Raw genomic sequence first — 12996 nt, forward strand, 5'->3', positions numbered from 1 at the left:
GTCTTTGCACGGCCCCCGTCCTGCCGGACGGCTTTCGATGTGACGACTCTAGTCATCCCTAGATGACGCGAACGTTAAAACGGTGAGTCCCAGCCGAGTCGTTACGCACTCGTCACCGATGCGCAAGCGGACGGAACGGGACCATCCACATGGCGAGACCAGCCGTGGTCAGCGGCTCGCTCGCCCTGACGCGACCGTCGCGAGCAGGCGGATCCCGACGCGCAGCGCCTCCTCGTCGACCCGGAAGTCCGCCTGGTGGATGTCGAACGTGCGCCCGCCTGGCAGACGCGTGCCGAGACGTGCGAGCGCGCCGGGCACCTTCGTGAGGTACCAGGCGAAGTCCTCTCCCCCGAGCGACTGCTCGGTCAGCTGCACCGACCGCGGGCCGACCGCCGCGCGGGCCGCGTCCTCGAGCGCTGTCGTGCACTCGGTGTCGTTCTCGACGGGCGGCACGCCCCGGTTGTGCTCGATCTCGACCCCGACGCCGAACGGCGCCGCGACCTGCTCGACGGCGTCGTGCAGCACCTGCGCCGCGAGCTCCCACGCGCGCACGTCCAGGCAGCGCAGCGTGCCGCGCAGCGTCCCGATCGTCGGGATGGCGTTGTGCGCGCGCCCCGCGTTGACGGCGCCCCACGTGAGGTTGACGCCCGAGCGCGGGTCGAGGCGGCGCCCGAGGATCGCAGGGACCTGGGAGATGACCTGCCCCATCGCGTACACGAGGTCGCCGGTGAGGTGCGGGCGGGAGGTGTGCCCGCCGCGCGACGTGAAGGTCAGCGTGACCTCGTCGGACGCCGACGTGATCGGGCCGATGCGCGTCCCGACGACCCCCGTGTCGAGCTTGGGCTCGCAGTGCACCGCGTAGATGCGCTCGACGCCGTCGACCGCACCCTGGGCGATGAGGTCGAGGGCGCCACCCGGCTGCACCTCTTCGGCAGGCTGGAAGACGAGCCGCACGGGTGCCTCGAGAGTCCCCTGCCGAGAGAGCCGAGCGAGGACGATCCCCGCACCGAGGACGACGGACGTGTGCACGTCGTGCCCGCACGCGTGCGAGACGCCCGGGACGGTCGACGAGTACGGCAGGTCCGTCGCCTCCTGCACCGGGAGCGCGTCGAGGTCGGCGCGGAGCGCGACGCGGCGGCGCGAGTCTGCGCCAGCGCCTGCAGGGATGTCGCAGACGAGGCCGCTGCCGGGCAGGAGCCGCGGCGTGAGGCCCTCGGCCGCGAGCCGCTCGGCGACGAGCGCCGTCGTGCGGATCTCCGTGCGCGCAAGCTCGGGGTGCGCGTGGATGTCGCGGCGGATCCCGACGATCTCGTCGAAGAGCTGGTCCGTGACGCGCACGATCTCCGCGACGACCGGGTCCGTCGCGACGGTGGGCGCGGCGACGCTGGCCGCGCCGTCCCGCGCCTGCGCGGCGGTCGCACCGGAAAGGGTCGTGTCGTCGTCGAGAGGGCTCACCGTTCCACGGTATCCCTGCGAGACGCTGAGCGGTCGTGACGCCCGCCAGCCGGGCACACGTCAGAGCAGGTCGTCGAGCCCTCGGTCGCGCACGGCGTCGACGACGGACTTGAGCTCTTGGGCGCGCGCCCGCGTCGTGACGAGCACCGCGTCCGGGGTGTCGACGACGACGACGTCGTCGAGCCCGAGCACGGCGACCGTGCGACCGCCTGCGGGCACGATGACCGAGCCTGCGCTCGCGAGCCGCACGACGCGGTCCTGGTCGCCGAGGACCTTCGAGCCAGCGCCGTCGACGGCGGGCAGGAGAGCAGCGAGCGAGTTGAAGTCACCGACGTCGTCCCACCCGAAGTTGCCCGGAACCATGGCGACGCCGCCCGCGGCGGCGACGGGCTCGGCGATCGCGTGGTCGATCGCGATGCGCTCGAGCCCTGGCCACACGGACGAGACGACCTCGTCGCGCTGCGGCGTGTCCCACGCGCGAGCGATCGTCGCGATGCCCGCGTGGAGGTCAGGACGCTCGCGTGCGAGGTGGTCGAGGAGCACCGACGTGCGGGTGATGAACATGCCCGCGTTCCAGCGGTACTCGCCGGTCTCGAGGTAGCGGCGCGCTGTCGCGGCGTCGGGCTTCTCGGTGAAGCCGAGCACCTGGCGCACCGACGGCGCGCCCTCGAGGCCGAGCAGGTCGCCCGACCGCACGTACCCGAACGCGACGGACGGTCGCGACGCCGCGATGCCGATCGTCGTGACGTACCCGGCACGCGCCGCCTCGATGCCCTCGCGGACCGCCGCGACGAACGTCGGGGTGCTCGTGATGACCTGGTCCGCAGCGAACGAGCCGAGGACGACGTCGCCGTGGCGCTCCTGCAGCACCGCTGCCGCGAGCCCGATCGCGGCCATCGAGTCGCGCGGGGACGGCTCGGCGAGGACGTTTGTCTCCGCGAGGGCAGGGAGCTGTTCGCGGACGGCCGTGACGTGCCGTGCACCGGTGACGACCATGACGTGGGAGCTGTCGGCGACCTCGCCGAGGCGGTCGACGGTCGCCTGGAGCAGCGAGCGGCCTGCCCCGGTGAGGTCGTGGAGGAACTTCGGCGTGCCGGAGCGGGACAACGGCCACAGCCGCGATCCTGCTCCTCCCGCCGGGATCACGGCGTAGAAGTCGGCAGCGTCATGGGCGTGCTGGGGCGGCGTCGCGGGCATGCGGACATCCTATGAGGTGGTGCTACGACGACCTTCCGGCCGTGTGGGATGCGTCACACACGGCCGCTAGCACACGCCTGACGGCCCAGACAGGGACCGAAGGCCCAGGAGATTCACTACAGTGATCCCCAAGGAGCGGATCGTCCGACCCGCTCGCCGCACCTCCTCGACCGGGACGACGACGTCGCCGTCACGGCTGAGACCGCCACACAGGAGGCTCCCCCGTGCCCAAGGCGCCAGTTGGGACTCTGTACCGCGGCCGTGAAGGCATGTGGTCCTGGGTCGCGCACCGGGTCACCGGTGTCCTGATCTTCTTCTTCCTGCTCGTGCACGTCCTCGACACCGCGCTCGTCCGGGTGTCCCCCGAGGCGTACAACGCGGTGATCGGGACGTACAAGAATCCGATCATGGGGCTCGGCGAGGCCGGTCTCGTCGCCGCGATCGTGTTCCACGCCTTCAACGGCCTGCGCATCATCCTCGTCGACTTCTGGGCCAAGGGTCCGCGGTACCAGAAGGTGATGCTGTGGGTCGTCGTCGGCCTGTTCGTCGTGACGATGGCAGGATTCCTGCCGCGGCACCTCTCCCACGTCTTCGGAGGCTGACCATGAGCACCGCCGCCTCGGCCATCGCCTCCCCGCGCGACCCGTACAAGCGCCGGAAGACCACACGCTCGAACTACGAGCTGTACGGCTGGATCTTCATGCGCGCCTCGGGCGTCATCCTGATCGCCCTCATCTTCGGCCACCTGTTCGTCAACCTCATGGCCGGCGACGGCATCAAGGCGATCGACTTCGCCTTCGTGGGCGGCAAGTGGACGTCTCCGTTCTGGCAGGTCTGGGACCTGCTCATGCTGTGGCTCGCGATGATCCACGGCACCAACGGCGTCCGCACGATCATCAACGACTACGCCGAGAAGGACCGTACGCGCGGAATCCTCAAGGTGCTCCTCTACACGGCGTCCGCCGTCGTGATCGTCGTCGGCACCCTCGTCATCTTCACGTTCGAGCCGTGCCCGGTCGGAGCGCCCGCAGAGCTGCTGCCGTCCGTCTGCTTCGACTGACCTTCCCACCAGAACTCGTCCCAGGAGGCATCGAGACCGATGCAGACCCACAGCTATGACGTCGTGATCGTCGGTGCCGGCGGCGCAGGCATGCGCGCGGCTCTCGAGTCCTCGGGCCGCGCCCGGACCGCCGTCATCTCGAAGCTCTACCCCACCCGCTCGCACACCGGCGCCGCCCAGGGCGGCATGTGCGCGGCCCTCGCGAACGTCGAGGAGGACAACTGGGAGTGGCACACGTTCGACACGGTCAAGGGCGGTGACTACCTCGTCGACCAGGACGCCGCCGAGGTCATGGCGAAGGAAGCGATCGACGCGGTCCTCGACCTCGAGCGCATGGGCCTCCCGTTCAACCGCACGCCTGAGGGCAAGATCGACCAGCGCCGCTTCGGCGGGCACACGCGCAACCACGGCGAGGCCGCCGTCCGCCGCTCGTGCTACGCCGCAGACCGCACCGGGCACATGATCCTGCAGACGCTCTACCAGAACTGCGTCAAGCAGAACGTCGAGTTCTTCAACGAGTTCTACGTCCTCGACCTCATCCTCGACCACGACCTCTCCCACGAGGACGTCCCCGAGGGTGAGCCTGTCTCGGTGGCCGGCGTCGTCGCCTACGATCTCGCCTCCGGCGAGATCCACGTCTTCCGCGCCAAGTCCGTCGTCCTCGCGACCGGTGGCGCCGGCAAGATCTTCAAGACGACGTCGAACGCCCACACCCTCACCGGTGACGGCATGGCGCTCGCGCTGCGCCGCGGCCTGCCGCTCGAGGACATGGAGTTCTTCCAGTTCCACCCGACCGGCCTCGCCGGCCTGGGCATCCTGCTCTCGGAAGCGGCACGCGGCGAGGGCGGCATCCTCCGCAACGGCGAGGGCGAGCGCTTCATGGAGCGGTACGCCCCGACCATCAAGGACCTCGCACCTCGCGACATCGTCGCGAGATCGATGGCCAACGAGGTGCGCGAGGGACGCGGCGCCGGACCGAACAAGGACTACGTCCTGCTCGACCTGACGCACCTCGAGCCAGCGCACATCGACGCGAAGCTCCCGGACATCACCGAGTTCGCCCGCACCTACCTCGGCATCGAGCCCTACACGGAGCCCGTGCCCGTCTACCCGACCGCGCACTACGCGATGGGCGGCGTGCCCACGAACATCACCTCCGAGGTGCTGCGCAACAACACCGACGTCGTGCGAGGGCTGTACGCCGCGGGCGAGGTCGCGTGCGTGTCCGTGCACGGCTCGAACCGGCTCGGTACAAACTCGCTGCTCGACATCAACGTCTTCGGCAAGCGCGCGGGCGTCGCCGCCGCCGAGTACGCCGTGAACGCACCCTGGGTCGAGATGCCGGAGAACGCGGCAGCCCGCACCGTCGCCGAGCTCGAGGCCATGCGTCGTCGGCCCGACGGCGAGCGCGTCGCCGACCTGCGACGCGAGCTGCAGGAGGCGATGGACAAGGGCGCGCAGGTCTTCCGCACGCACGAGTCCCTCACCGAGACGCTCGACGTCATCAAGGACCTCCAGGAGCGCTTCTCCCACGTGTCGGTCCAGGACAAGGGCCGGCTCTTCAACACGGACCTCCTCGAGGCGGTCGAGCTCGGGTTCCTCATCGACCTCGCCGAGGTCGTGGTGCTGGGCGCCCTCGACCGCAAGGAGTCCCGTGGCGGTCACTTCCGCGAGGACTTCCCCGACCGCGACGACGCCGCCTACATGGCGCACACGATGGCGTACCGCCGCGTGAGCACCGCCGAGGCCGCGGACGCGGCCGGAATCCCCCCGCACGAGACCCGGCTCGACACGAAGCCGGTCGTCGTGACCCGCTACCAGCCGATGGAGCGTAAGTACTGATGACTGCCACTCTGGACGAGACCGCTCCTGCAGCGGCCGCTGGCGAGATCCCCAGCTTCGAGGTCACCATCCGGGTCCTGCGGTACTCCCCCGAGTCGGAGCACGGCACCTCGTCGTACTGGGACGAGCACACGCTCACGATGTACGGGACCGACCGGGTGCTCGACGCGCTCCACAAGATCAAGTGGGAGCAGGACGGCTCGCTGACGTTCCGCCGCTCGTGCGCGCACGGCATCTGCGGCTCGGACGCGATGCGCATCAACGGCCGCAACCGGCTCGCGTGCAAGACGCTCCTGAAGGACCTCAACATCAACAAGCCGATCACGGTCGAGCCCATCAAGGGGCTGCCCGTGATCAAGGACCTCGTCGTGGACATGGAGCCGTTCTTCGCCTCCTACCGCGAGATCATGCCGTTCCTCATCACGACGGGGAACGAGCCGAGCGGCGAGCGGATCCAGTCGGCCGCTCAGCGCGAGGTCTACGACGACACGACCAAGTGCATCCTGTGCGCGGCGTGCACGTCGTCCTGCCCGGTCTTCTGGACGGACGGGCAGTACTTCGGCCCCGCGGCGATCGTCAACGCGCACCGCTTCATCTTCGACTCCCGCGACGAAGGAGCGGCGCAGCGGCTCGAGATCCTCAACGACAAGGAGGGTGTCTGGCGGTGCCGGACGACCTTCAACTGCACCGAGGCGTGCCCTCGCGGCATCGAGGTGACGAAGGCGATCCAGGAGGTCAAGCGCGCGATGATCACGCGCGCATTCTGACGTAGCCCGTCGCGCCGCGGTCTCGGCCGCGGCGCGACGCCCGCCGCACCGCACGCGACGCGGTCAGCCCCAGCAGCGAGAGACGCACCACCTCGACGGAGAGGTTCAGCCCCCGAGGGGGAACGTCTCGACCGTCCGCCACACGCCGTCGTCGCCGTGCTCGAAGAGGTCCACCGCGGCGACCTCGAACGTGGCCTCGAAGCCCGCAGACTCCTCGAACGCGCGGTCGAGCGCGTCAGCGTCGACGTCGTGCGCGATCGTCACGTGCGGGTGGTAGTTGAACCGCAGGTCCTGGTCCAGGATCCCTGCCCTCACGACGCGCTCGAGCTGCTCGCACTCCGCGATGCCCTGCGCCACCTGGATGAAGACGACCTCGGACACGGGCCGGAAGGTGCCCGTCCCGCGCAGGATCATCGTGAACGCCTCGGCCGCTGACGTGACCGCCGCGAGATGCTCGGACACGGACCCCATCGCGGACTGGTCGACGACCGTGGGCCCCAGCAGGGTCACGTGCGGAGGGATGAGGTCGGCGAACCCGTCGCCGCTGCGACGCCGCGCCTCAGACAGGATCTCGGAGTAGGGAGCCGGGACGGGGATGGCGACCCCGATCCTCGTCTGGCCCTCGCCCCGCTCAGGGAGCCTCATGCCGGTACCAGCTCCGCACCGCTCCCGGCGACACCAGGCCTGCCACTTCGAAAGCGCTCACACATCGCACCATTGTGGCAGTTGCGCCCACGCGTGGGAAATCTCGTGGCGTGCGCCACGAGCCGTCAGGTGGCCTCGTCGTCGAACGGGGTGACGTCAGGGCGCGGGCCGCTGACGACTCCCGCCGCTGGCGCTCTCAGCCCGCGCGGAGCCCCGACGGCGGCGGCAGCGGCGCCAGCACGGCCGGGCAGCGGGGCAGGCTCGGGATCGAGCAGCGCATCGCGCACGATGCGCCGCGGGTCGTACTGGCGCGGGTCGAGGCTCGACCAGTCGAGCTCGCCCAGGCCCTCCCCGACCTCCTCGTCGACGCGCTCCTTCGCCTTGCGTGCGTAGTCGCGCGCACCACGCACGAAGCGTGCAAGCTGCTCGGCGTACTGGGGCAGGCGGTCCGGACCGACGACGAGCGCGAGGACCAGCAGGATGACGACGAGCTCGCCGCCGTTGACGTTGAAGAGGCCGTTCATCAGCTGCTGGTCACCTCGTCGAGGACCATGCGCACCGTGCGCTCGCCGTCCTCGCCCTCGCGCAGCGTCAGGGTGACCACGTCCCCCGGCGCGTGTGCGCGGATCGCGACGATCAGATCGTCCGGGCGGGTCACCGGGCGGCCGTCGATCGCGACGATCACGTCGCCCGGCAGGATCCCTGCCTTCGCGGCAGGGCCGTCCGGGGTCACGGGATCCTGGTCCCCCTGCGCCTGCTCCATGACCCGCACGCCCTGGCCCGTGTACGTCCGGTCGAGCAGGACGCCGATGATCGGGTACGTCGCGCTCCCGGTCTCGATGAGCTGCGTGACGGTCCGCAGCGCCTGGTTCGACGGGATCGCGAAGCCCAGCCCGATGCTCCCGGCAGCGCGCGCGACGCCGGGCGGCTGAGCGATGGCTGAGTTGATGCCGACGACCTCGCCGGCCGAGCTGACGAGGGGACCTCCCGAGTTGCCCGGGTTGATCGACGCGTCGGTCTGTACCGCGTTGATGAACGCGGCGTCGTTCGCACCGCCCGCGACCACGGGCCGGTTGAGCGCCGAGACGATACCGGTCGTGACCGTGCCCGCGAGGCCGAGCGGCGCGCCGAAAGCGGTCACCGGGTCACCGACGACGAGCGCGTCCGAGTCGCCCAGCACGAGCGGGACGAGCCCGTCGGCGTTGACCTTGACCACGGCAAGGTCATAGCTGGCCGTGCTCCCGACGACCTCACCGTCGAGCTGCGTGCCGTCCGCGAGCACGACGACGACGCGCCCCGCCTTGCCTGCCGTGACCGCGAGCTCGACCACGTGATAGTTCGTCACCACGAAGCCGTCCTCGCTGAAGACGAACCCCGACCCCGTGGACTCTGCGTCGGTGCCCTTTACCTCGAGCGAGACGACCGAGGGGGTCACCCGGGCTGCGACGTCGGCGACCGAGCCCGCCGGGCGGTCGGCAGGCTCCGCGGCGGGCGACGCGACGACGACGTTGACGACCGGACGCGACGCAGGGAGCTGCTGCCCGACGTACGCGCCCGCGCCGCCGGCGACGATCCCGAAGACGGCGAGGGAGATCCCGGCGGCGAGCGTGCGGCCGCGACGCTGAGCGCGACGCGTCGTCGTCAGCGGCGCACCGGGCCAGGACGAGCCGCCCGTACCGTCCGCACCTCCCGGCGTCCCCTGCGCGGCGTCGCGCACCGGGGCCTGCCCCGTCGACGGTCCAGGAGCCGACGGCGCGGGTGCGGAAGCTCCGTGCACGGGCGGGCCGTACGGCGACGCGGGGACGCCCTGGCGCTGCGGGCCGTAGGCCGACGCCCCTGCCGCGGGAGGCCCCGCGTACGGCGACGCGGGGACTGCGCGCCCCTCGCCGTCGCCCGCGGCATGCACGGGGCGACGCGGCGCCTCGCCGCCCGGCGTCGCGAACAGGCCGCCGCCCTGGACGTCGCTCATCGACCGCTCACCACCGTCGTGATGCTCTGCCAGCCACGCATGATCCGACGCCCCACGGCGACGGGTACCGGGGCCTCGGCCCCAGGGGCGGCGACGATGCTCTCGGCGAGCGGGTTGGACTCGGCGCAGTACGCCTCGAGGACGAGGTCGCCCGACTGCCAGGTGACGTGCCACGGAGACTGCGACAGCACGTACAGCGTGCGACCCTCCGCCTCGAGGACGGTCGCACCCGAGAGCGCGTCGATGTCGAGGCGACCGACCTGCTCTCGCAGCACGAGCGCCCCCTCGGTCGTCGCGACCTCGAGCTCGAGCCTGCCCTCGCCGTCGACGCGGTGCGCGACGACCTGGGCGCCTTCGACGAGCCTCGGCACGTGCCAGCCCTCGTCACGCAGCGCGCCGAGGGTCGGGTCCGACTCGGCAGGGTCGGTCGCCGACGCGACGCCGCCGCTCCCACCGAGCCCGGCGGTCGCCACGCGGCTCGAGCCGACGGTGCGCGCGAGAGTCGTGAGCGCCTCCGCCCGGTGCGCAGACGGCACGACCCGCGGAGGGGCGCCGAGAGCCGCGAGACCGCCCGCTCCGAGCCCCAGGCCCACAGCACCGACGACGACAGCCGCGACGACGCTCCGACGAGCGCGCAGGTCTCCCGTGAGCGCCGGGAACGTCGGCGACTCGCCCGGCCGCAGCGTGCGGAGCTCGGCGGGCCTCTGGCCGCGGCCCGCCGCAGCGCGCGCACCGGGCCGCACCCGCCCCGCGGGCTGCCCCGCCTGGTCCGCCTCGTCCTGGCACGCGAGCGCAAGGAGCCGCTGCGTCAGCGCCGCGCTCGGCTCGGCCTCCGTCGCCGCGAGCAGCAGACTCCGGGCCTCCTGCTCCGCCGCGAGAGCCTCCGCACACGCGGCGCACTGCAAGAGATGAACCTGGAGGCGCGCGTCCTGCGCCCGCGACAGCTCCCCGTCGAGGTGCGCGCTGATCCACTCCCCGTAGTGCCCCGGGCCCGTGACCGTGCTCATGACGCCGTCCACAGCGTCGCCGCAGACCCTAGGTCCGTCTCACCCTGCTCCGCCGGGGCACCCCCGGGCGCGGGGCGACGGTGCGCGAGCGACGCGCGTAGCTGCGACCGCGCGCGGTGGATCCGGGAACGCACCGTGCCGAGCTTCACGCCGAGCGTCACCGCGATCTCCTCATAGCTGAGACCCTCGATGTCGCACAGCACGACAGCGGCCCGGTAGTCGGGCGGCAGCGCGTCGAGCGCGCGGCGTACGTCGAGGTCCAGGTTCCCGTGCTCGAAGCCCCGCTCCGGCTGCGCCTCGACCGAGCCCGCCAGCTGACCGTCGTCGTCGCCCATCGCATCCATGCGGATGCGCTTCTTGCGGCGAGCCGAGTCGAGGAAGAGGTTGGTCGTGATGCGGTGCAGCCAGCCCTCGAAGTTGCCCGGCTCGTAGCGGTCGAGCGAGCGGAACACGCGGACGAACACGTCCTGGGTGAGGTCCTCGGCGTCGTGCCGATCACCCGTGAGCCGATAGGCGAGACGGAACACGCGCGGCGAGTGCTCGCGGACGATCTCCTCCCACGACGGCCCCGGCGCCGTGCCCTGCACGGTCGACCCTGAGTTCCCGTTCTCGCTCACCGTGACATTCTCGCAGAACGGGGCCTTCGTGCCGACCGTGTGCGCCGCAGGCGAACAGCCGCGGCGGTACGATGCGGCAGGGACGGCCGCCGTCCCCGCCGCGTCGTCAGACCGGTCCCCCCGCACGCGAACGACAGCCCCGGAGGCCATCATCTCCAGCGACAAGACCCTCAGCTGGGACTACTGCGAGGACTTCCGCCCCGAGGACGAGGTCCTGCTGCGCGCGCGCGAGCGCGCCGCGCAGTACGGCTGCGCGGCCGTCGCCCCGGGAGCAGGCGCCGTGCTGCAGCTCCTCGCCGCGTCGGTGCAGGCGCGCACGGCCGTCGAGGTCGGCACGGGCACCGGCGTCGCGTCCCTGTGGATCCTGCGCGGCATGGCACCCGACGGCGTCCTCACCACGATCGACATCGAGGCGGAGCACCAGCGCGCCGCCAAGGCCGCGTTCGCGGAGGACGGCATCAGGCCGACGCGCGTCCGTGCGATCACGGGCCGAGCGCTCGACGTCCTGCCGCGCCTCGCGGACGCCGCGTACGACCTCGTGCTCGTCGGCGCCGACAAGGCGAGCTACCCCGAGTACGTCGAGCAGGGCCTGCGGCTGCTGCGCCCGGGTGGCGTCCTCGTCGTCGACGACGCCCTCGCACGCGACCGGGTCGCGGACCCGGCCCGACGGGACGAGCTCACGACGACCGTCCGCGAGGTGGGTCGCCGGCTGCGGGAGGACGAGCGCGTCGTCCCCGCCCTCATCCCCTCGGGCAGCGGGCTGCTCCTCGCCGTCCGGCGCTGACGCGACGCCAGGGCGTCGCTCCTCAGGTCAGAGCTGGTCGAGAGCGTCGAGCAGGAGCCTCACGCCGAAGCCTGTCGCACCCGCCGGGATCTCGTGCTTGTCCTTCTCGGCGATCGACGGCCCCGCGATGTCGAGGTGCGCCCACGGCTGCTCCCCCGCGAAGTGCTGGAGGAACAGAGCGGCGACGATCGAGCCGCCGCCGACGGACTCGACGGGCACGTTGCGCAGGTCGGCGACCGCCGACGACGTCACGGCGGACTCGTAGTCCGCGACGAGGGGCATGCGCCAGACGCGCTCCCCCGTGCGTCCGGCGGAGGCCTCGAGCGTCGCGGCGAGGGCGTCGTCAGACGCGTACAGCGCCGCGTGGTGCGGGCCGAGGCCCTGGACCGCCGCGCCCGTGAGGGTCGCGACGTCGACGACCACGTCGGGGGCGAGGCTCGTGCCCGCGTACGCGAGCGCGTCCGCAAGGACGAGTCGTCCCTCTGCGTCCGTGTTGCCGACCTCGACGGTCGTGCCGTCGTAGAGCCGCAGGACGTCGGCGGGGCGGTACGAGGCTCCGTCGAAGTGGTTCTCGGCGAGCGGCAGGACCGCGGTGACGCGGTGCGGGCTGCGGCTGCGAGCCGCGCCGAGCACGGTCGCGAGCACGACGGCGGCGCCCGCCATGTCGGTCTTCATCGTCACCATCGAGGTGCGCGGCTTCACGTCGATGCCGCCCGTGTCGTAAGTGATGCCCTTGCCCACGAGCACGACGTGCCGGGCGCCCGCGACGACCGCCCCTGCGTCGTCGACCGGGCGGTAGCTCACGGTCACGAGTCGCGGCTCGCTCGCAGAACCCGAGCCGACGGCGAGGATGCCGCCGAAGCCGTCGCGGCGCAGCGCGGCGACGTCACGGACCTCGATCTCGAGGCCTTCCTCGGCACCGAGGCGTGCGGCGACGTCGGCGATCCACGCGGGGTTCGCGATGTTCGCCGGGGCGTTGGTGAGGTCCCGCGCGAGCCACGTGCCGCGGGCCGCCAGGACTGCGGCCTCGACCGCGGCCTCGTCGTGGCTGCCGAGCAGCACGAGCTGCTCGGCGGGCGCGGGTGCGGGTTCACCGGTCGCCTGTGTGGGCGAGCGGTACGCGCCGAGGAGGTACCCCTCGACGAACGCACGCTGGTGTGCGGGCGTGTCCGTGCCCGTCGCGGTGGTCAGGACGCGGCCGCGGCCGCGGGTGCGGCGCGCGAGCGCTGCGCCGGCCTTGCGCATGTCGCCGACGCTGCCCCGCCCGAGCCCGAGAAGGACGACACGCTCGGGCAGCCCGGCCCACGGGAGCGCGGTTCCCGCCCGCTGCGGGCGGGGAAGGTCGATGACGTGGGCCTGGCCGGCCCGTCCGTCGAAGTCGGCGCGCTCTGCGAGCTCGGCCAGGTCGATCCCGTACCTGACTCCCGCGTCGATCGTGCCGTGACGCGGCTCGAGGCCGTCCTCCTCCTCGGGCCCGGGGGCCACAGGGAGGACGACGACCTCGACCTCGTCAGCGTTCAGGAAAGTGCAGTCGGCGAGACGACCCGAGGCCACGACGACCTCAGGGAGCGCACGCTCGGTGCGCCACGCGCTCGCCGCGTCCTGGTGCGACGACCTGAGCGAGGCCGACGCCGTGCCGGTGCGAGCCAACTG

The 12996-nt window shown here is 72.0% G+C and carries 13 protein-coding genes; 5 read left to right on the forward strand and 8 right to left on the reverse strand.

From position 1 onward, the window contains the following. Positions 1 to 168 precede the first annotated feature (168 nt). Both HF995_RS01650 and HF995_RS01655 read right to left on the reverse strand, forming a co-directional pair. A complete protein-coding gene (locus HF995_RS01650) occupies positions 169 to 1341 on the reverse strand; it encodes an amidohydrolase (RefSeq protein ID WP_168446942.1) in 1173 nt (390 codons plus the stop codon). 174 nt (positions 1342 to 1515) lie between these two features. Next, positions 1516 to 2652 (reverse strand): mannose-1-phosphate guanylyltransferase, encoded by a 1137-nt coding sequence (locus HF995_RS01655; RefSeq protein ID WP_168446080.1) that lies wholly within the window; start codon positions 2650 to 2652, stop codon positions 1516 to 1518. Between the two features lie 224 nt (positions 2653 to 2876). On the opposite strand from HF995_RS01655, the gene sdhC reads away from it, so the two are divergent. The 4 genes from sdhC to HF995_RS01675 are packed head-to-tail and all read left to right on the forward strand — an operon-like array spanning position 2877 to position 6321. Next, positions 2877 to 3254, forward strand: a complete 378-nt coding sequence (sdhC, locus tag HF995_RS01660; RefSeq protein ID WP_168446081.1) for a succinate dehydrogenase, cytochrome b556 subunit — start codon at positions 2877 to 2879, stop codon at positions 3252 to 3254. A gap of 2 nt (positions 3255 to 3256) precedes the next feature. Then, positions 3257 to 3712, forward strand: coding sequence for a succinate dehydrogenase hydrophobic membrane anchor subunit (locus HF995_RS01665; protein WP_168446082.1), 456 nt, complete (start codon positions 3257 to 3259; stop codon positions 3710 to 3712). 39 nt (positions 3713 to 3751) lie between these two features. Next, positions 3752 to 5554 (forward strand): succinate dehydrogenase flavoprotein subunit, encoded by a 1803-nt coding sequence (gene sdhA / locus HF995_RS01670; protein ID WP_168446083.1) that lies wholly within the window; start codon positions 3752 to 3754, stop codon positions 5552 to 5554. Then, positions 5554 to 6321 carry a succinate dehydrogenase iron-sulfur subunit gene (locus tag HF995_RS01675; RefSeq protein ID WP_168446084.1) on the forward strand — a complete coding sequence of 256 codons (768 nt, stop codon included), beginning with the start codon at positions 5554 to 5556 and terminating at the stop codon, positions 6319 to 6321. Before sdhA ends, HF995_RS01675 begins: the two co-directional genes overlap by 1 nt. A 105-nt stretch (positions 6322 to 6426) precedes the next feature. Here HF995_RS01675 and HF995_RS01680 read toward each other — a convergent pair whose 3' ends face one another. The 5 genes from HF995_RS01680 to sigE all read right to left on the reverse strand — a co-directional run bounded on the left by HF995_RS01680 (position 6427) and on the right by sigE (position 10559). Continuing rightward, positions 6427 to 6966, reverse strand: coding sequence for a 2'-5' RNA ligase family protein (locus HF995_RS01680; RefSeq protein ID WP_168446085.1), 540 nt, complete (start codon positions 6964 to 6966; stop codon positions 6427 to 6429). Between the two features lie 125 nt (positions 6967 to 7091). After that, positions 7092 to 7490 carry a twin-arginine translocase TatA/TatE family subunit gene (locus HF995_RS01685; protein WP_168446086.1) on the reverse strand — a complete coding sequence of 133 codons (399 nt, stop codon included), beginning with the start codon at positions 7488 to 7490 and terminating at the stop codon, positions 7092 to 7094. Next, positions 7490 to 8935, reverse strand: a complete 1446-nt coding sequence (locus HF995_RS01690; protein ID WP_168446087.1) for a S1C family serine protease — start codon at positions 8933 to 8935, stop codon at positions 7490 to 7492. Before HF995_RS01690 ends, HF995_RS01685 begins: the two co-directional genes overlap by 1 nt. Continuing rightward, positions 8932 to 9942: a zf-HC2 domain-containing protein gene (locus HF995_RS01695; protein WP_168446088.1), complete on the reverse strand. Its 1011-nt coding sequence runs from the start codon at positions 9940 to 9942 to the stop codon at positions 8932 to 8934. Before HF995_RS01695 ends, HF995_RS01690 begins: the two co-directional genes overlap by 4 nt. Further along, positions 9939 to 10559, reverse strand: a complete 621-nt coding sequence (gene sigE / locus HF995_RS01700) for an RNA polymerase sigma factor SigE (RefSeq protein WP_168446089.1) — start codon at positions 10557 to 10559, stop codon at positions 9939 to 9941. The genes HF995_RS01695 and sigE overlap by 4 nt, the downstream gene beginning before the upstream one ends. Positions 10560 to 10710: 151 nt before the next feature. Here sigE and HF995_RS01705 point away from each other — a divergent pair, with 151 nt between their 5' ends. Beyond that, positions 10711 to 11343 (forward strand): O-methyltransferase, encoded by a 633-nt coding sequence (locus HF995_RS01705; RefSeq protein WP_168446943.1) that lies wholly within the window; start codon positions 10711 to 10713, stop codon positions 11341 to 11343. Positions 11344 to 11370: 27 nt separating this feature from the next. Here the strand turns inward: HF995_RS01705 and HF995_RS01710 are convergent, their stop codons facing one another. Beyond that, positions 11371 to 12993 carry a leucyl aminopeptidase family protein gene (locus HF995_RS01710; protein ID WP_210727054.1) on the reverse strand — a complete coding sequence of 541 codons (1623 nt, stop codon included), beginning with the start codon at positions 12991 to 12993 and terminating at the stop codon, positions 11371 to 11373. Positions 12994 to 12996: the final 3 nt, after the last annotated feature.

The sequence above is a fragment of the Sanguibacter hominis ATCC BAA-789 genome (assembly GCF_012396185.1).
GTDB lineage: Bacteria > Actinomycetota > Actinomycetes > Actinomycetales > Cellulomonadaceae > Flavimobilis > Flavimobilis hominis.